The 19118-nt window shown below is 69.7% G+C and carries 16 protein-coding genes and 1 pseudogene; 10 read left to right on the forward strand and 7 right to left on the reverse strand.

Annotation, left to right across the window (positions count from 1 at the left end):
• Window positions 1-624: 624 nt before the first annotated feature.
• Window positions 625-1395 carry an IclR family transcriptional regulator C-terminal domain-containing protein gene (locus BDW27_RS07215; RefSeq protein WP_110048708.1) on the reverse strand — a complete coding sequence of 257 codons (771 nt, stop codon included), beginning with the start codon at window positions 1393-1395 and terminating at the stop codon, window positions 625-627.
• Between the two features lie 499 nt (window positions 1396-1894).
• Between BDW27_RS07215 and BDW27_RS07220 the strand changes: the two genes are divergently transcribed.
• The gene (locus tag BDW27_RS07220) at window positions 1895-2314 is read left to right on the forward strand and encodes a CBS domain-containing protein (protein WP_110048709.1); all 420 of its coding nucleotides are present in this window, start codon (window positions 1895-1897) and stop codon (window positions 2312-2314) included.
• 234 nt (window positions 2315-2548) lie between these two features.
• Here the strand turns inward: BDW27_RS07220 and BDW27_RS07225 are convergent, their stop codons facing one another.
• Window positions 2549-3457, reverse strand: a complete 909-nt coding sequence (locus BDW27_RS07225) for a LysR family transcriptional regulator (RefSeq protein WP_110048710.1) — start codon at window positions 3455-3457, stop codon at window positions 2549-2551.
• Window positions 3458-3545: 88 nt separating this feature from the next.
• Here BDW27_RS07225 and BDW27_RS07230 point away from each other — a divergent pair, with 88 nt between their 5' ends.
• Window positions 3546-4079, forward strand: a complete 534-nt coding sequence (locus BDW27_RS07230) for a PACE efflux transporter (protein ID WP_110048711.1) — start codon at window positions 3546-3548, stop codon at window positions 4077-4079.
• Between the two features lie 93 nt (window positions 4080-4172).
• Here BDW27_RS07230 and BDW27_RS07235 read toward each other — a convergent pair whose 3' ends face one another.
• Window positions 4173-4532, reverse strand: coding sequence for a MerR family transcriptional regulator (locus BDW27_RS07235; RefSeq protein ID WP_017543625.1), 360 nt, complete (start codon window positions 4530-4532; stop codon window positions 4173-4175).
• A gap of 123 nt (window positions 4533-4655) precedes the next feature.
• Here BDW27_RS07235 and BDW27_RS07240 point away from each other — a divergent pair, with 123 nt between their 5' ends.
• A complete protein-coding gene (locus tag BDW27_RS07240; protein ID WP_110048712.1) occupies window positions 4656-5366 on the forward strand; it encodes a nitroreductase in 711 nt (236 codons plus the stop codon).
• A 52-nt stretch (window positions 5367-5418) separates the two neighbouring features.
• Here BDW27_RS07240 and BDW27_RS07245 read toward each other — a convergent pair.
• Window positions 5419-6144 (reverse strand): annotated as a pseudogene (locus BDW27_RS07245) (NADPH-dependent F420 reductase); the annotation flags it as partial.
• 403 nt (window positions 6145-6547) lie between these two features.
• Here BDW27_RS07245 and BDW27_RS07250 point away from each other — a divergent pair.
• Window positions 6548-7543, forward strand: a complete 996-nt coding sequence (locus BDW27_RS07250; protein ID WP_110048714.1) for an NADP-dependent oxidoreductase — start codon at window positions 6548-6550, stop codon at window positions 7541-7543.
• 62 nt (window positions 7544-7605) lie between these two features.
• Window positions 7606-8466, forward strand: coding sequence for an alpha/beta fold hydrolase (locus tag BDW27_RS07255; RefSeq protein ID WP_110048715.1), 861 nt, complete (start codon window positions 7606-7608; stop codon window positions 8464-8466).
• 140 nt (window positions 8467-8606) lie between these two features.
• Here BDW27_RS07255 and BDW27_RS07260 read toward each other — a convergent pair whose 3' ends face one another.
• Window positions 8607-9320, reverse strand: coding sequence for an SDR family oxidoreductase (locus BDW27_RS07260; protein ID WP_110048716.1), 714 nt, complete (start codon window positions 9318-9320; stop codon window positions 8607-8609).
• Window positions 9321-9520: 200 nt separating this feature from the next.
• On the opposite strand from BDW27_RS07260, the gene BDW27_RS07265 reads away from it, so the two are divergent.
• The 5 genes from BDW27_RS07265 (at window position 9521) to nrfD (ending at window position 16539) form a co-directional block, all read left to right on the forward strand.
• Window positions 9521-10141: a TetR/AcrR family transcriptional regulator gene (locus tag BDW27_RS07265; protein ID WP_110048717.1), complete on the forward strand. Its 621-nt coding sequence runs from the start codon at window positions 9521-9523 to the stop codon at window positions 10139-10141.
• Window positions 10142-10379: 238 nt separating this feature from the next.
• Complete coding sequence (locus tag BDW27_RS07270) at window positions 10380-11234, forward strand: SDR family oxidoreductase (protein WP_017543631.1); 855 nt, start codon at window positions 10380-10382, stop codon at window positions 11232-11234.
• 57 nt (window positions 11235-11291) lie between these two features.
• Window positions 11292-14546, forward strand: coding sequence for a formate dehydrogenase (gene fdh, locus BDW27_RS07275; protein ID WP_110048718.1), 3255 nt, complete (start codon window positions 11292-11294; stop codon window positions 14544-14546).
• Window positions 14546-15472, forward strand: coding sequence for a 4Fe-4S dicluster domain-containing protein (locus tag BDW27_RS07280; RefSeq protein WP_110048719.1), 927 nt, complete (start codon window positions 14546-14548; stop codon window positions 15470-15472). Before fdh ends, BDW27_RS07280 begins: the two co-directional genes overlap by 1 nt.
• A complete protein-coding gene (nrfD, locus tag BDW27_RS07285; RefSeq protein ID WP_110048720.1) occupies window positions 15469-16539 on the forward strand; it encodes an NrfD/PsrC family molybdoenzyme membrane anchor subunit in 1071 nt (356 codons plus the stop codon). The genes BDW27_RS07280 and nrfD overlap by 4 nt, the downstream gene beginning before the upstream one ends.
• A gap of 249 nt (window positions 16540-16788) precedes the next feature.
• Here nrfD and BDW27_RS07290 read toward each other — a convergent pair whose 3' ends face one another.
• Together BDW27_RS07290 and BDW27_RS07295 are read right to left on the reverse strand one after the other, a co-directional pair.
• A complete protein-coding gene (locus BDW27_RS07290) occupies window positions 16789-18597 on the reverse strand; it encodes a thiamine pyrophosphate-requiring protein (RefSeq protein ID WP_110048721.1) in 1809 nt (602 codons plus the stop codon).
• A 61-nt stretch (window positions 18598-18658) separates the two neighbouring features.
• A complete protein-coding gene (locus BDW27_RS07295) occupies window positions 18659-19096 on the reverse strand; it encodes a ChaB family protein (RefSeq protein WP_026129075.1) in 438 nt (145 codons plus the stop codon).
• Window positions 19097-19118 lie beyond the last annotated feature (22 nt).

The following is a 19118-nucleotide window of genomic DNA, read 5'->3' on the forward strand; positions in this document are numbered from 1 at the left end:
CTCCGGCCTTCGACTGGAGCGATCCCCGCCAAGAATCAGTGGGTGGCCCGAGCCCGTCGGAGCATGGGCCCCTTCGGCTGGGTGGATCGGTCGTCTGCGGCACAGCGGGGGCCCGGGTTCCGCACTCGACTCGCTCATCCGGGTGACGAGGACGCTGTCCTTCCGGACGCGAATCCCCCGCCGACCCGAAGGTCGCGCCGAGGCGGCCGACTCCCCCGCGACAGGACCCGGTCCCCTTCCGTGGACGGACGGGCACCTCGCCTCGACGTCGCCACGCCTCCGACCGGCAGGCAGGCAGACGACGCCAGGGCGACCGCGGAGGTGGGCATGGTCCGCACCACTTCCGCCAGGACGCTCGTCACGGGGTGCACGGTGCGATCGGGTGGGCGGATTTCGCCACCTCAGCACGCGTTGTACGCATTGCGTACCTTTGTACGCAAAGCTCACCGTACAGTGTGCCCCCGGTCACGTCAACGGGACGGGGCGAACGAGCGATCCGGGGCCACGGGGCCGAACACGCCGCTCACGACCGGGACGAACTCATGCCTGAAGGCCTGCGGGCGCGGCAGCCAGAGTCCCGGCGCCACCGGCGCACCAGGGCCGCTCGGACCGAGGAGCGGACAACTACCGGTTCGAAGGGACGAACGCGATCTCCGACGAGATCGTCCTCGCGGTCTCGAGCAGCTTGGGGGCATAGACCTGCGTCAGGGCGGTCTCGGAGACCCGAACGGCATTGACCGAGATGTTCAGGGCGGCTACCGCGACACCAGAGCGATCGAGCACCGGAGCCGCGATCGAGCGGACACCGATCTCACGCTCCCCCTCGTTGACGGCGAACCCTCGACTTCGCGTCTGCTCGAATTCCTTCGCCAACGCGGCGGACCGGGTGATCGTGTTGGGCGTGAGCTCCTCGTAGGGCGCCCCAGCCAGGAAGTCCTCGACCGTGGCCGGGTCAGCGAAGGCCAGGAGAGCCTTGCCCAGGGCCGTCGCGTGCGCCGGCAGACGGGATCCGACCTGCAACGGGATCATCCCACGACGCACCGGGACGCGGGCCAGGTAGACGATCTCGGCACCGTCCAGCGTGGCGAGCGAGCAGGATTCGTCAAGCTCTTCGGCCAGCACCCTCATGTGCGGCTGCGCCATTTCCCAGAAAGGAAGCGCGGACAAATACCCGAAGCCGAGACGCATCACCTTAGGCGTGAGCCAGAAGTACTTCCCATCCGTCGCCATAAATTGCTGACTGACGCACGTGAGCAGAATTCTGCGCGCGGTCGGGCGTGTGTATCCCGTCTTTTCGGCGACCTGCGTGATGGTCGCTTTGGGGAGGGTTTCGGAGAACACCTGGAGGACGTTGAAAGCCTTGACAACGGAACCGATTTCCTCGTCCCTGCCCACCGGCACACTCCACACCTAGATCGCCGTCCACCGCCCCAACGAGTGTACGCGGAGCGTTCGGCGGCTTCGTAGGAACAGGGAACGCGGGAGTCGTCCGGTGACGCGTTCGAACCGTGCCGGTCACACGATCCCCGCCCCTCGAAGCGGCGGGGGCATCGACCTGGGCCGGAATCGCGGCCGTGGGCAGTTCCATCGCCACGGCGTTCGCGGTCGCTCGCCGCTCTTCGGCAGCTGTCGGGCTCGTCCGAGTTTGTGTTGTCAGGCACTGTGCCGGGTAGGGCGACCAACAGGCCGATCAGGCAGCATCTCAGCGAACCTGCGGCTCCGCACTGGAGCACGTGCGAGGTTCTCCGAGCCGGGAGCGCACGGTCGTCCAGGGGTCGGACCCCTGGGGACGTTCGGGACCACCCGAACCCCTCCCATCTGCGTGGAGGGGACCGGCACGCCGGTCAACGGCGCTGACCCGCGCTGCCGTCACACGGAGGGAGAGGATTCCGAGATGGCACCGACCACGGTCCGAGAAGTGATGACGCCCGACCCCCGGTGCATCGGTACGGACGACTCACTACAGAGGGCAGCGGACCTCATGGCCGCCGACCAGGTGGGGGCACTGCCCATCTGCGGGCAGGACGGTCGACTCAAGGGTGTGCTGACCGACCGCGACATCGTCGTGCGGGGGCTCGCCGGAGGCAAGCGCCTCGCCGACCCGGCCGGAGGCCTGAACCAGGGCCAGGCCGCCACTGTGGGAGCGGACGACCCCGTTGACGAAGCCATGAGCACCATGCTGGAGCACGGGGTCAAGAGGCTCCCCGTCATCGACGGTGTCACGCTCGTCGGGATGGTCACGACCGCTGACATCGCACGCGCTCTCCCCAACCCCGAAACAGGGGATCTGGTGGAAGCGCTGAGCCTGAGCTAGTCCGCGTGGGCCGAGGCGGCTCCGCCGCTCCCCACGCGAACGGGACAGATGACGGCCCCTGGGGGCCGTCCACGCTCTGCCACCGAGGGTTCTCCGGCCCGCTGCCGCGATGCGCGGGAGCGGGCCGGACCGGGTCGCGGTGGGGGGATCTCCGCGGTCATGGATGCCGGGAGCGGGACCCCCGGGAGGATCAGCAGCCTTCTCCCCCAGGACCTTTCGTGCTCCGCTCCCCCGTCAGCCCTCGACCCTCCGGTCCGGGCCCATCCGGGCGACCAACCGCCCCGCCGCCTTCCGTAGGGGACGGCCGCGCAGCCACACCAGCTGCACCGGCATGGCCAACCCGTTCCGGAGGTTCTCGAACTCCATCACGCGCACGGCCCCCTCGGCGACCTTCCCCCTCACCACGGGAAGCGGCAGGTTGGCCCAGCCGACCCCGCGCTCCACCAGCCCGAGCGCGGTCTCCGCCGAGTTCGTGCGCCAGTAGGCGTCCGAGACAACCAAACGCCGCTCCGAGAGTTCCTGCTCCAGGCTGGACACCGTGATCTGGCGGGCGCCGGCGAGGTCCTCCAGGCGCCGGAGGTCCGCGGGCAGCCCGAAGGTCTCCACCGTCGCGGACGCCACCGCCACGAACCTCTCCTCCGCCACGTTCAGGAACACCTCCTCCCTGTCGTTCCGGGTCCTGGCGAACATCAGCGCCAGGTCCACGGCCCCGCCGTGCAGCATCTCGCGGACGTCGTCCTGCTGGGCGTCGGCGATCTCGACGGGAAGCAGGGGGTGGCGTTCGGCGATCTCCGCCACGGCGTCCAGGAGGGGCCCCCGGTCGACCCCCGCCGCCACACCCACGGTGAGCGTGCTCTCCAGGTCGTCGGAGAGCTCGATCGCGTGCGCCTGGAGGAGGCGCAGCCTGCTGGCGATCTGCCGGGCGTGCGGGATGAGGGCGTGCGCCTGCGCGGTGGGCGCGGGCTCGCGTCTGGAGCGGTCGAACAGCGGGTAGCCGAGTTCGGCCTCGATGTTGGCGATCCCCATGCTGACCGCCGAGGGGACCCGGTTCAGCGCCCGTGCGGCGGCCGAGAAGGAGCCGTGGTCGACCACGGCGAGGAACAGGTCGATGTTGTCGCTGGACAGGCCCGTCGGTCTATCAATCCAACTGAAAGAAGCTGACTTTTTCCATCACCCTAGCTGACGCTAACGTCGCCCCTGCTGCATCCGAGAACGCTGGAAAGAGTGCGAAGTGCAAGGTCTGAAGCGCAAGCTGGTCTACGTGGGCGGCTACGAGGTCATCGGATTCCTGGTCGGTACCGCGGTGATGACGGCCCTGACCGGCAGCGGCCCGGCGACGACGGCCCCGCTCGCGATCATGATCGCCACGGTGGCGTCGCTGTGGAACATGGCCTTCAATTACTTGTTCGAGGCATGGGAGAGACGGCAGGCCAGCCGCGAGCGCACAGTGGGGAGGCGGGTCCTGCACGCGGTCTCGTTCCAGCTGACGCTGGTGTGTTTCCTGATCCCGCTCATCGCGTGGTGGCTGGAGATCACGCTGCTTCAGGCGCTGCTGCTGGACCTGGTGTTCATCGTCTACATCCCGTTCTACACCTTCGGCTACAACTGGGCCTTCGACAAGGTCTTCGGCTTGCCGTCCTCCGCCATCGCGGACCCGGTTCCTGATGCTGATCCGGTTCGAGAACCCCATGCCCTCGTCGCGAACGCCCCTGATGATGATTCTCAGCGCGGCGATGGTCGTGAGCACCCTCCTTCTGGGCGGTAGGACCCCGAAGAAGAACCGACCGTGCCGGGGCAGGTCCGAGGGCATCCGCGCTGCGCGGGTGCCCTTCTTCGCGCGGTCGCGTGAGGGCGCCCCTCAGGTGGCCCGCATGGCCTCCTTCGTGGCCTCGACCATGTCGTTCAGGGTCCGACGTGCGCGGGCCAGTTCGTCCGCTTGGGCGTCGATGCGCTCGAGTTCGGAGACGAGCTGGCGCAGGACCTGGGGCGGGCAGCGCTCCCCGTTGTTCTTGATGTGCGGCAGCAGCGCGGCGATGGTCCTGCTGTTCATGCCGGCGGCGAAGAACTGCCGGATCAACACCACGCGGCTCACGGCGTCCTCGCCGTAGTGGCGCTGCCCGCTGGCGCTGCGTTCGCTGGAGAGCATGCCCTGCTTCTCGTAGTAGCGCAGAGAGCGCACGCTGGCCCCGGTCCGCTCGGCCAGGTCTCCGATCCGCACAGGACCTCCGATCCGATTTGCCTCTGACACCAGTGTCAGGTCCTAGTGTAGCCGCGCGTACATCGGAGACCAGGGCCCGGTCGCCTGGTGTGCACGAGCCGACACCACCTGAGAGGAATCGTTGTGCCCCACAGTCCCCGCTCCTTCGCCGACATCGTGCGCTCACGCCGCTCGGTCCGGGGCTTTCTCCCCCAACCGGTGGCCGCGTCCGACATCCGCGCGGTCCTGGAGGACGCCCAGCGTGCGCCCTCCAACTGCAACACCCAGCCCTGGCAGGTGCACGTCGTCTCGGGCACCCGCCGCGACGAGCTGAGCGCCCGACTGCTGGAAGCTGACCGGGACGGCCGGACCTCCCCGGACTTCAGCTTCGACTACGCGGACTTCGGCGACGGCTACTACCTCCAGCGCGCCCGGGAACAGGGAGCGGCCTACTACCAGTCCCTGGGCGTGGAGCGCTCCGACACCCGGGGACGCCACGAGGCCGCGCTGCGCAACCTGGAGTTCTTCGACGCCCCCCACGTCGCGCTGCTGTTCATGCCCCAGTTCGGCGACGGAGTGCGCGTTGCCGGTGACCTGGGTATGTACGCGCAGACCTTCCTACTCGCACTGGAGGCACGCGGCCTGTCGGGCATTCCGCAGACGATGCTGGGCTTCTACGCCGACGTCGTGCGCGAGTCCCTGGGCGTCGATCCGGAGATGAGGCTGTTGTTCGGTATCTCCTTCGGCCTGGCCGACCCCGAGGGGCCTGCGAGCACGTTCCGGATGGGGCGGGTGCCGCTGGCCGAGAGCGTCGTGGCGCATGACACGCCCGGCGTCCTGGACGAGGTGTCCTAGGCACGCAAGGGGCCCCACCGGTCCCGCGGTGGAGGCCCCCCTTCGAGCGTGCTCAGAAGGTGCGTTCGGCCACCTTCACCCGCCGACTCGACTCCAGCAGGGCAGCCAGCTCGCTGGCGGGGACCGGGGCGGCGGGGGCCTGCATGATCTGGTCAACCGGTACGCCGGGGTCGGCGAGGTAGATCCTGGTGTACGCGTCGGACTCGGGCTCGAAACGCCAGCTCTCGGCCGGGGTCCCGGCGTCTACGGTGTCGAAGCCGAGCCTGTCGATCAACGCCGCGGCTCGGGCCTTGGCTGCGGGGTCCTCACCGGCGATGGGCAGGGCGCTGCGGTCGTCGGCCCCAGCGGGGCGGGCGAGCTGGGGGATGTGGTGGGCCATGATGTTGTTGAACGCCTTGACCAGCAGGGCGCCGGGCAGGAGCCGTTGGGCGAGTTCGGTCGTGGTCTCCTGCTCGGAGTCGAGTTCGGTGATCCGTCCGTCGCGGAACGGGTAGTAGTTGCCGGTGTCCAACACGGTCCGCCCCCGCAGCAGTCCCTCGGGCAGGGAGCCGTAGGCCGTCAACGGGACGCTGAGCAGGGTGGCTTCCCCAGCCCGGGCGGCCTGTTCCACAGTAGCCGCGGTGGCGCGCGGTCCCAGCTCTTCGATCAGCCCGGTCAGGCTCTGCGGGCCGCGTGAGTTGGCGATCACCACATCGATCCCCGCTGCCACCGCCAACCGCGCGACCGCGGTTCCGATGTTCCCGCTTCCGATGATCCCCAGAGTCGACATCGCCCGTTCCTCTTCCTTGTGCTGGCCGTTCGGCGTCCGTGCGCTCGCGAGCGCACCGGATACCCGGCCACATTAGGACCTGACACCAGTGTCAGGGGCAAATCAGCGACGCACCGTCCGGACGGTACGCGAATCACACACACGCTGACCCCCATCCCATAAACATGAGTACACTCATTATTGACTATATTCACCGAGTTCGGGTAGGGGCAGGTCAGGGGTACAGGGATCCACGAAGCCGTGGACAGCTACATCCGGTCCCGTGGCTTCCGTTACCACTGCGGCGGCGCGGAGGAGGTGCTGAAGGTGCTGACCTTCAGAGGCGCCGCGTGTTCATCGCCGCGGGTCGGCCCCTCCACTGTGTGCACGGGGCCGTGCCACCACACTCATCAGGCAGAAGGGGCGACAGCCCATGAGAGCGTTCGTCATCACCAGGTACAAGGAGGAGCCGCGAGAGGCTGAGGTCTCCGAGCCCGTGGTCGGGGAACGTGACGTCCTCGTGCGGGTGGAGGCCGCCGGACTGAACCAGCTGGACGAGAAGATCCGCGTCGGTGGGTTCAAGCAGATCCTCCCCTACGGGTTTCCGCTAATCCTGGGACACGACGTCGCCGGCACCGTCATCGGCGTCGGAGCCGGAGTCCGGGACTTCGAACCCGGCGACCAGGTGTACGCAAGGCCCGACAAGGACCGGATCGGTACCTTCGCCGAACGCGTCGCCGTCGCTGAGGCCGACGTGGCCCTCAAACCAGCGTCCATCTCCTTCGTGGAGGCGGGCTCGCTACCGTTGGTCGTGCTCACCGCATGGCAGGCGCTCGTCGAACGCGGCGGCGTGGGGCCGGGGCAGAAGGTCCTCATCCACGCGGGCGCCGGCGGTGTCGGTTCGATCGCCATCCAGCTCGCCAAACACCTCGGCGCGAGCGTCGCCACCACTGCCAGCGCCGCCAACGCCGACTTCGTCCGTGAACTGGGTGCGGACACGGTCATCGACTACCGCAGTCAGGACTTCGAGAAGGTACTGAGCGACTACGACCTGGTCCTGGACAGCCTGGGCGGCACGAACCTGGAGCGGTCCCTGCGGGTACTCAGGCCCGGCGGCAAGGCGATCGGGATCTCCGGCCCGCCTGATCCGGCCTTCGCACGAGGAGCCGGACTGAATCCGCTGCTGCGGCTGGCGATCACCGCGCTGAGCGCGGGGGTTCGCCGCCGGGCCAGGAAACTCGGCGTGACGTACGAGTTCCTGTTCATGCGCGCCGACGGTGACCAGCTACGCCGGATCAGTGCCCTCGTCGACGAAGGGAGCCTGCGCCCCGTCGTGGGGAAGGTGTTCCCCTTCGAACAGACACCCCAGGCCCTCCAGGAGTTGGCCTCCGGAGGTGCCCGGGGAAAGACGGTCATCAGCCACACCTGACTCACCAGGCATCGTCCATCACCGTCGAGGCACACCTGCGCGTGCCCTCAAGGGAGGTCATCATGAACGACACCAGCGATGATCCGGTCAACACCTCGTACGCGGAGGCGCCGACCCGCACCGTCACCGCGGGCGCGGTGACCTACGCCTACCGGGAACTGGGGCCGAGAGGGGGTGTCCCCGTCGTGTTCCTCGTGCACCTGGCCGCGACCCTGGACAACTGGGACCCGCGCATCGTCGACCCCATCGCCAGGGAACGGCACGTCATCGCCTTCGACAACCGCGGGGTCGGGGCCTCGACCGGCGCGGTCCCCGACACGGTCGAGGCCATGGCCTCCGACGCGGTGACCTTCGTCGAGGCCCTGGGATTCGAGGAGATCGACGTCTTCTCCTTCTCGCTCGGCGGCATGATCGCCCAAGCCCTGGTGGCCGAGCGTCCCGCACTCGTCCGCAGGCTCATCCTCACCGGTACGGGGCCCGCAGGCGGGAAGGACATCGACAAGGTCGCCCGGACCACCTACTACGACATGGCGCGAGCCGCCCTGACCCGGTCGGACCCGAAGGAGTTCCTGTTCTTCAACCGCGACGCCACCGGCAGGCACGCGGGAAGGGCGTTCGTCGAACGGCTCAGGGAACGCACCACGGATCGTGACGCACCCATCAGGGTCCACGCTTTCCAGCAGCAGTTGAAGGCGATCAAGAGGTGGGGGCGTTCGGCACCCGCCGACCTGTCGGGGATCACCCAACCCACCCTGATCGCCAACGGGGACAACGACCGCATGGTGCCCTCGGTGCTCTCCGAGGACCTGCACCGTCGCATCCCCGACTCGGAACTGGTCATCTACCCCGACTCCGGGCACGGAGGCATCTTCCAGTACCACCGGGAGTTCGCCCCTGTCGCAGTGGAGTTCCTCACCCGCTGACTCCACCAGCGCTCCGCCCCAGGACAGTCGAAGTGCGGGAGGGGCGAGCGGACGGCCCACCGGTCACGAGGGCCTTCGTCAGCGGGGGCGCCGCGGCCGCGCACGCGCCTCACACGGCCGCGGCGCCCGGTCCCGGAGGCTCAGGCGTCGGTCGCGTCGAGCTGGGGGTAGAGCGCCTCGATCGGCGCACTGAGCCCCGCCTTGACCTGAACGGAGGTCTCGTCGGCGAGAACCTCGTACTGCCCCGCCTCGGTGGCGTCGAACACGGTGCTCACCAGGTCGGCGGGGTCGGTCTTGGGATCGGTGGTGTGAGCGGCCATCGGGGTGTCGACGTATCCCACGTGCACTCCGACGACGTGCACTCCCCGAGGGGCGAGTTCCAGACGCAGGGAGTTGGTCGCCGACCACAGGGCGGCCTTGGTGGCGCTGTAGATGCCCGCGACGGCGTACCAGCTCAGCGCCGAGTGGATGTCGATGATGGCCGACGCCTTCTTCGCCGACAGGACGGGGGCGAAGGCGCGGGCGAGGAAGAGCGGGCCCAGGAAGTTCGTCTCGACGTTGGTGCGGATCTCCTCGTCGCTGTGTGTGAGGATGCCCGGACTGGACACCGAGGCTCCGGCGTTGTTGACCAGCACGGTCACGTCGCCGGCGGCCTCAGCCGCCTCCAGGATGGAGGCGTGGTCGGTGACGTCGAGCCGCAGGGGGACGATGCGCTCGTCGTCCCAGGCCCGGGGGTTGCGCGCGGAGGCGTAGACCTTGCTGGCGCCGCGCGCCAGGGCCTGCCTGACGAACTGCGTGCCGATGCCTCCGTTGGCTCCGGTGACCAGGACGACGGATCCGTCGAGTGTGGGCATGGTGACTCTCCTAGGTGTTGTCCGCGCGCTGGGCGTGGTGGGTGCCCGGGTGGCGCCGTCGGTCGTGAGCACCGCCTGGGACCGCCCAGGGGTCCCCGCTCCCGCGTGGAAGAATGAGCCCCGGGCGTACCCGAATCCAGGCGTTAATGACTACGCTCATAACTGAGCCTGGTCAAAACCTATTCCCCAAGGAGGGGTCGATGTCATCCGCCTCCCGGGCGCCGGGGCGACGCGAGCGCAACAAACAGCAGAAGCTCGAACGCATCACCGCGGCGGCCAGTGAGCTCTTCGCTGAGTACGGGGTCGACGAGGTCACCACCCAGCAGATCGCCGAACGCGCCGACATCGGTACCGGCACCCTGTTCCTCTACGCCAAGAGCAAGGGCGAACTGCTTCTGCTGGTTCAGAACTCCCACTACTCCGAGTCCCTGGACCGGGGGATCAGGGACGCCGAGGGCACCGCTGACACACTGGGCGCCGTGATGGCCATCGTGCGCCCGATCGTGGAGTGCAACCGCAGACAGGTCGAGAACGGACGCACCTACCTGCGCGAGATGGTGTTCGGCGACCCCGAGGAGCCCCGCCACCGCGACGCCCTCATGATCACGGCCCGGACCGAGGCGGCCATCGCCGCGGTGATCGGTCGCGACACCGCAACCGGTGTGAACGACGCGGCGGCACTGGCGCACATCGTGTCGGCCGTCATGTTCCTCAGCATGGCGACATCGGCGAACGTGACGTCCGACGCCGAGACCATCGCCAGGGACATCCGCGGTCAGATCGCCGTCATGCTCCCTGGCACGGCCAGCGGCCCCACCTGAGCACCCGCGCCGGCGCGATCCGCTCATCCCCCGGTCTGGCGAACCCGCCCCTTCGAACCCGGTTCCAGCTGTGGCCCTGACCCGTGCGACCTCTACGGAAACTCCATCACCCGGAAAGACGTCCCCCTCCACTCGCGGACCGGGGCAAAGGATGGTGCTCCGTATCGGCCGGGCAGGTGTGCGGCTCCCGCCAGTCGGGCAGGGCGGTCCAGGAAGGCCGATCGGAGGGAGGACCCCCGTGAACGAGACACAGCCACCCGCGCAGAGCCAGCCCTACCCGGGCCGCACCGAACCGATGGAACCCCAACCCCGGGACGAGATGCGCGACTACCAGGGCAGAGGACTCCTCGAAGGTAAACGCGCCCTGGTCACCGGAGGCGACTCCGGCATCGGCAGGGCCGTCGTGGTGGCCTTCGCCAAAGAAGGCGCCGACATCGTCTTCGGCTACCTCAGCGAGGACGCCGAGGCCCAACACACCGTCGACCTGGTCCAGGCTCAGGGCCGCCGAGCCGTAGGCGTACGCGGCGACCTGGCCGACGAGTCCGAATGCGCGCACCTGGTCAACAGGGCCGTGCAGGAACTCGGCGGAATCGACGTCCTCGTGGAGCACGCCGCCACCCAGACCCCGGTCGAGAACTTCACGGACCTGACCACGGAACAACTACGCCGCACCTTCGACGTGAACGTGATGGGAGTGTTCTGGACCCTCCGCGAGGCACTGCCGCACATGTCCCGGGACGGTTCCGTCATCATCACCGGATCGATCAACGGCCTACGGGGCAACAAGTCGCTGATCGACTACGCGTCGAGCAAGTCAGCCGTCATGAACCTGTCCTTGTCGCTGTCCCAGGTGCTCATGGACCAGGGCATCAGGGTCAACTGCGTGGCGCCGGGGCCGGTGTGGACACCGCTGATCCCCTCGACACTGGGCAGGAAGGGATCCGAAGGGTTCGGCGAGCAGGCACCCATGGGACGAGCCGCCCAACCGGACGAGATCGCCCCCTCCTACGTGTTCTTCGCCAGCAACAGGCTCTCGTCCTACTACACCGGCGAGACCCTCACACCCACCGGCGGAGAGATCCAGGGCAGCTGACGTCAGGCGAGGAAGCGGGCCCGTGGGCGATGACGCCCCGGGCCCGAGAGGAGTTCCATGAGTGTGTGGAGATGGCTCCGGTCGTGGCCCGTGCTGAAGCAGGTCACCGGCGACGACCGAAGGGGGCTCGGGGACGCGGCCAGGTCGGAGCGCACCGAGCGGCTGCGCCCGCGCACCGCGCGGGCGGACCGGGTGGTCAAGTCGGTCTGTCCGTACTGCGCGGTGGGTTGCGGGCAGAACGTGTACGTCCGTGACGAGCGGGTCATCCAGATCGAGGGGGACCCTGACTCCCCCGTCAGCAGGGGACGCCTGTGCCCCAAGGGTTCGGCGAGCCTCCAGCTCACCACAGGACCGTCCCGGCGGGACCGGGTCCTGTACCGGCCCCCCTACGGCACGGACTGGGAGGAGCTGGACCTGGACACGGCCATGCGCATGGTGGCCGACCGCGTGGTGGCAACGCGGGAGGAGACCTGGGAGGAGGAGTGCGACGGACGGCGCGTGGCGCGCACGCTCGGCATCGCGAGCCTGGGCGGGGCGACCCTCGACAACGAGGAGAACTACCTGATCAAGAAGCTCCTCACCGCCCTGGGCGTGATCCAGGTGGAGAACCAGGCCCGGGTGTGCCACAGTTCCACGGTCGCGGGGCTGGGGACCTCCTTCGGGCGCGGAGGGGCCACCATGTTCCTCCAGGACCTCCAGAACTCCGACTGCATCGTGATCGAGGGCTCCAACTTCGCCGAGGCGCACCCCGTGGGATTCCAGTGGGTGATGGAGGCCAAGGCGCGGGGCGCCGTCGTCATCCACGTCGACCCGCGGTTCAGCCGGACCAGCGCCCTGGCGGACCTGCACGTGCCGATCCGCGCGGGCACCGACATCGCCTTCCTGGGCGCCATCATCAACCACGTGCTCTCGGAGGGGAAGTACTTCCACGACTACGTCCTGGAGTACACGAACGCCGCGACCATCGTGGGTGAGGCCTTCCGGGACACCGAGGACCTGGACGGGGTGTTCTCCGGGTTCTCCGAGAAGGACCGCTCCTACGACGTCTCCACCTGGACCTACGAGGGAGCGACGGTGGCGGCCGCGGCGGGCGACCGCAACCAGCTCCCCCGGACCCGTGAGGGTGTCACGAGCGACACCAGTCACTCGGGGCGCCCGGAACAACAGGGCTCGGGAGGCGCGGTGATCCGGGAGCGCCCCGAGGAGGACCGCACGCTCACGGACCCCCGGTGTGTGTTCCAGGTTCTCAGGCGCCACTACTCGCGCTACACGCCCGAGATGGTCGAGGAGGTGTGCGGTGTCCCGAAGGACGTGTTCCTGCGGGTGTGCGACCACCTCACCGAGAACTCGGGGCCGGACCGCACCAGCGCGTTCTGTTACGCGGTCGGCTGGACGCAGCACACCGTGGGTTCGCAGTACATCCGCACCGCGTCGATCCTCCAGCTGCTGCTGGGCAACGTGGGCCGACCCGGCGGTGGCATCCAGGCGCTGCGCGGGCACGCCAGCATCCAGGGCTCCAGTGACGTGCCCACGCTGTTCGACCTGCTGCCCGGCTACCTGCCGATGCCGCACGCCCACGAGGAGCAGGACCTGGAGGGGTACGTGCTGGCGGCCGGCTACCCGCGCAAGGGGTTCTGGTCGGGCATGGAGTCCTACACGGTGAGCCTGCTCAAGGCGTGGTTCGGCGAGCACGCCACGGCCGACAACGACTTCCGCTTCGGGCACCTGCCCCGGCTGACCGGGTCGCACAGCACGTACGACACCGTGATGGCCCAGATGGAGGGTGAGTGCAGGGGCTACTTCCTCATGGGCGAGAACCCCGCGGTGGGATCGGCCAACAGCCGGGCGCAGCGCTTCGGCATGGCCGAGCTGGAATGGCTGGTGGTGCGCGACTTCTCGCTGATCGAGAGCGCCACCTGGTGGAAGGACGGCCCGGAGATCGAGTCCGGGGAGATGCGCACGGAGGACATCGGCACGGAGGTCTTCTTCTTCCCGGCGGCGGCGCACACGGAGAAGTCGGGCACGTTCACCAACACCAACCGGACCCTCCAGTGGCACGACCGCGCGGTGGAGCCCAGCGGCGACCAGCGCAGTGACCTGTGGTTCATGTACCACCTGGGGCGGCTGGTCCGGGAGCGGCTGGCCGGGTCACGGGACCCCAAGGACCTGCCGGTCCTCGAACTCACCTGGGACTACCCGTTGGAACCGGACGGGGAGCCGAGCGCGGAGGCCGTGCTGCGTGAGATCAACGGGTACGACGCGCGGGGCCGTCCGCTGGACGGGTACACCCAGCTGAAGGATGACGGGTCCACCAGCTGCGGCTGCTGGATCTACTGCGGGGTGTTCGCGGACGGGGTGAACCAGGCCGCGCGCAAGAAGCCGGGAAACGAGCAGGACTGGATCGCCGCCGAGTGGGCGTGGTCGTGGCCGGACAACCGGCGCGTGCTGTACAACCGCGCCTCCGCCGACCCGCAGGGCCGCCCGTGGAGCGATCGCAAGGCCCTGGTGTGGTGGGACGAGGAGGCGGGGCACTGGACGGGGTACGACGTCGCCGACTTCGAGTACGACAAGGCGCCCGGCTACCGGCCCTCCGAGGACGCGACCGGTGTCGAGGCCCTGAGCGGGGTGGACCCGTTCATCATGCAGGCGGACGGCAAGGGGTGGCTCTACGCTCCGGCCGGTCTGCACGACGGCCCCATGCCCACGCACTACGAGCCACAGGACACCCCGTTCGGCAACCCGCTGTACGGGCAGCAGCGCAACCCGACCCGCCTGCTCTTCCAGCACGAGCTCAACCGCTACCACCCCGCCCCGGGCACACCGGGGTCCGGGGTGTTCCCGTACGTGGTGACGACCTACCGGCTCACCGAGCACTTCACCGCCGGGGGGATGAGCCGGTGGACGCCCTACCTGTCCGAACTCCAACCGGAGTTCTTCTGCGAGGTCGGTCCGGAGCTGGCGGCGGAGCGGGAGCTGGAGCACGGCGGCTGGGCGACCGTCGTCACGGCGCGCAACGCCATCGAGGCCAGGGTGCTGGTCACCGACCGTATGAGGCCCTTGCGCGTGCAGGGGCGCGTCGTGCACCAGATCGGCATGCCCTATCACTGGGGCCCCAACGGGTACTCGACGGGTGACTCGGCCAACGAACTGATGTCCATGGCGTTGGACCCGAACGTGCACATCCAGGAAGTGAAGGCGCTGACCGCGGACATCCGTCCGGGTCGGCGTCCCCGGGGCCCCGAACGCGTGGCCCTGGTGGAGGAGTACCGGCGCAGGGCGGGCGTCACCGAGCGGACCGGAACGGAGGACTGATGACCGCGGACGAACGGCCCTCACGCAAGGGCTTCTTCACCGACACCAGCGTGTGCATCGGGTGCAAGGCCTGCGAGGTGGCGTGCAAGGAGTGGAACATGGTCCCGGAGGACGGGTTGGACTTCCTGGCCTCGTCCTTCGACAACAGCGGTCGCCTGAGCGCCGACACCTGGCGCCACGTGGCCTTCGTCGAGCAGCGCGTACCGCTCGGACACCAGGAGTCCGGGGTGGGCAGGACGGCGGGCGGCGACGGGACCCCCGGCGGCGGTTCGGGGCCCGGGACGGTCGACCTCGGCATGCCCTCGTTCGACCTCCCGGGACAGCGCACGGACGAGGACGGCGACGGGACGGGCCGGGGTGAGTTCCGGTGGTTGATGTCGTCCGACGTGTGCAAGCACTGTACGAGCGCGGCCTGCCTGGACGTGTGTCCCACGGGGTCGCTCTTCCGCACGGAGTTCGACACGGTGGTGGTGCAGGAGGACATCTGCAACGGGTGCGGGTACTGCGTGTCCGCCTGCCCGTACGGGGTGATCGACCGTCGTGAGGTCGACGGTCGGGCCTGGAAGTGCACGCTCTGCTACGACCGGATCGGCGATGGTCTGGAGCCCGCGTGCGCGAAGGCGTGCCCCACCGACTCCATCCAGTTCGGCGACCTGGACGAGCTGCGGGAACGGGCCCAGAGGCGGGTCGAGGACCTCCAGGGGGCGGGGGTGTCCTCCGCTCGGTTGTACGGCGAGGATCCGGAGGACGGCGTGGGCGGCGCGGGCGCGTTCTTCCTGCTGCTGGACGAGCCAGAGGTGTACGGTCTGCCACCCGACCCGGTGGTGACCACGCGGGACCTGCCATCGATGTGGCGGCACGCGGGTGCGGCGGCGGTGGTCCTGTTCGCCGGTGCGCTCGCGGCGTTCGCGGGGAGGCGGTCATGAGCAATCCCGAACTCGACGGAGCGGGCCCGAGCGATCGCGGGCGCGACGCGATCACCGGCGCGGCGGACGTGGTCTCCGAGGAGCAGCGGAACGAACGTGACCGGGCTCAGGCTGTCCGGACGTCCGGACGCCCGAGCGGTCGCCGCCGGGGCCGCCGCGGGGGCGAGCCCACCCGCGTACCCGACGCCGACTTCCGCACCTACCACGGCCGACCGGTGCTCAACGGGGTGGTGTGGGAGGCCCGCGACATCGGCGGCTACCTCTTCCTGGGCGGGTTGGCCGGGGCGTCCTCGATCCTCGCAGCGGGAGCGGAGGCCAACGGTCGCGCCGATCTGGCCCGACCGCTCAAGTACACGGCGCTGGTGGCGGTCTCCGGGTCGCTGGTCGCGCTCGTCCACGACCTCGGGCGACCCGAGCGCTTCCTCAACATGCTGCGGGTGTTCAAGCCGACCTCACCGATGAGTGTGGGGTCCTGGCTCCTCGCGGGCTACGGCCCCCTGGCCGGGACGGCCGCCGTGACCGCCGCCACCGGGTGGTTCCCACGGATCGGGACGGCCGCGACCATGGGCGCCGGGGTCCTCGGTCCGCTGGTCGCCACCTACACGGCACCGCTGATCTGCGACACGGCGGTTCCCTCCTGGCACGAGGGCCACCGGGAGATGCCCTACGTCTTCGCCTCCTCCGCGGTCGCGGCGGCGGGGGGCATGGGGCTGGTCACGACACCGACGGGGCACGCCGACCCGTTCCGACGGGCCGCCGTGGGCGGGGCGCTGACCGAACTCGCGGTGTCCACCTTCATGGAGAAGCGGATGGGCCTGGTCGGAGAGCCCTACGGCCGGGGGCTGGCGGGGGCGCTCACGCGTACCGCCAAGTCCCTCACCCTGGCGGGCGCGGTGGGCGCGGTGCTGGGGCGGCGCAACCGGGTGGTCTCGGCCCTGAGCGGAGCCGCGCTGGTGGGCGGGTCCGCGCTGACCCGGCTGGGTGTCTTCCAGGCCGGTGTGCAGTCGGCAGAGGACCCGAAGTACACCGTCGTACCCCAGAGGGAGCGCCTCCGGCAGCGCAGCTGACCCTCCGGGCGGACGCTCGGGGGCCGGTGCCGGTTGACGGCACCGGTCCCCGCGTCCTGCCGACGCCCCGCGCGCCGCCGCACGCCTCGTGCGCGATCGAACGACCCGTGCGCGACCGAACGGCTCGCACGCCAGCGCGCGGCACCGCACGGCTCGCACGCCACCGCAGGTCCCGGGCCCCACATCTGAGCGTCGAGCCCCCGATGGTCGGCGATCAGGTACGCGGTCCGCGCGTTGCGGGAGCGCCGGTCAGCGGCCGTGCGGCAGGAACTCCTGGATCTTGGTGGCCAGGCCGCGTGCCGCGACGCCCGACAGGTCGGGGTCCCCGCTCAGGAGTGCTCTGAGCGTGTCGGTGACCTGGTCCCACTCGGTCTGGGGCGGGATCGGCGGTACGTCGGCGTCGCAGTGGACGTCCAGCACCACGGCCCCCTCGGCGGACAGGGCCCGGTCCCAGGCGGGGCCGACGTCCTCCGGCCGCTTCACGGTGATCCCCGTGAACCCCACCGACTCGGCGACGTCCGCATACGACAGGTCCGGCAGATCCTGTGAGTACGGGGTCCTCGGCGAACCACCCATCGCCCGCAGTTCCCAGGTGACCTGGTTGAGGTCGTTGTTGTGCAGCACGCACACCACCAGCCGGGGGTCGTCCCACAGGTGCTGGTAGCGGCGCGCGGTCAGCAGCTCCATGAGCCCGTTCATCTGCATGGCGCCGTCGCCCACCAGCGCGACCACGGGCCGGTCGGGAGCGGCGAACTTGGCCCCGATGGCGTAGGGGACGGCGCACCCCATGGTCGCGAGGGTGCCGGAGACCGATCCCCGGTTGCCCCAGCCCAGGTCCAGGAACCGCGCGTACCAGTTGGTGGCCGAACCCGAGTCCACGGTCACCATGGCGTCGTCGGGCAGCCGCGGAGAGAGTTCGCTGACGACCCTCATCGGGTTGACCGGGTCCGCGGAGACCTTCGCCTGCGAGTCGAGGACCCGCCGCCAGCGGCGCACGTTGCCCTCCACCTCGGTGCTCCAGCGCTCACGGCCGTCGCGCACCGGCTCGGGCGGATCGAGCCGTTCGAGCAGCGCACGCAGTGTGCCCGCCGCGTCCCCGACGAGGTTGACCTCGGTGGGGTAGCGCATCCCGATGAACCGCGGGTCGATGTCGATCTCCACGGCCCGGCGTCCGAAAGGTGGCAGGAACTGGGAGTAGGGCAGGTTCGAGCCCACGATGAGCAGGGTGTCGCAGTCGCGCATCAGCTCCCACGAGGGCCGGGTCCCCAGCAATCCGATGGCTCCGGTGACCCTCGGCAGGTCATCGGGGAGCACGTCCTTGCCCAGGAGCGCCTTGGCGATCCCCGCTCCGGTCGCGTCGGCCAGGGCCAGCACCTCGTCCGCCGCTCCCCTGGCGCCCTGCCCGACCAGGATCGCCACCCGCTCACCGGCGTCGATCACCTCGGCGGCGCGGTCCAGATCGCTGGAGGGCGGCAGCACGGTGCCGCCACGGACCCGCTGGTCCGGAGCGCTCGACGGCACGTGTTTGAACTCGTGCTCCGGCGGCGCGTAGTCGAGCTCCTGCACGTCGGCGGGGATGATCACGGTGGCCGGGGCTCGCTCCGCCAGGGCCGAGCGCACGGCGCGGTCCAGGACGTTCGGGAGCTGCTGGGGTACGTTCACCGTCTCCAGGAACGCCGAGGAGACGTCCTTGAAAAGGCTGTGGAGGTCGATCTCCTGTTGGTAGGCGCCGCCCATGGCGGTGCGGCTGGCCTGACCCACGATCGCCAGGACCGGGACATGGTCGAGTTTGGCGTCGTAGAGGCCGTTGAGCAGGTGCACGGCGCCCGGCCCCCCGGTGGCCATGCACACGCCCAGACGGCCGCCGAACTTCGCGTAGCCGACCGCCTCGAAGGCGGACATCTCCTCGTGTCGGGCCTGGACGAAGCGGGGTCCGTCCGCGACCTTCGCCATCTCGGCGACGAGGCCGTTCACGCTGTCGCCGGGGTAGCCGAAGACCTCGGTGACACCCCACTGCGCCAGTCGGCGCAGCACGTGGTTGGCGACGTTCTGGGCCATGTCCCCTCCTTCATCGGGTGGGGCCCGGCGTCCTGAGGCACCGGGCGGTGACGCGCGGGGGTCAGCGGGAGCGGCTCCGTGCGGACCCGCCGCTCCCCGAGGTGCGCCGGTTGCTCTCCTTGCGGAGCGCTTCCACCAGCTCGTCCTTGTTCATGTTGGAGCGGCCGGGGATGTCGAGCTGCCTGGCCCTGTTGTAGAGGTGGTCCTTGGTGGCCTTGGCGTCGACGCCGCCGGCGGTGGGCAGGTCGCGGCCCGGGCGCTTGCCCGCCCGCGGGTTCCTGGCCTGCTCGTCCGAGGGGCCCCCGCGGTCTGCCTGCTTGCGCTCCCAGCGGTCACCGACCTTCTCGAACTTGTGTTTGAGGGCGGCGAAGGCGACCCGGTGGGCCCTCTCACCCTCCCCGTACTCCTTGACGGCGTTGTCGTGCGCCTCGATCCACGTGCGCTGCGCCTTCTTGGGCGACCTGCGCAGGGTGTCCGGGAGTTCCGTCACTCCAGGCATCGTGTGCGCCTCCTCTGTTTCG

It is taken from the genome of Nocardiopsis sp. L17-MgMaSL7, assembly GCF_003182025.1.
Classification (GTDB): Bacteria; Actinomycetota; Actinomycetes; order Streptosporangiales; family Streptosporangiaceae; genus Nocardiopsis; species Nocardiopsis prasina.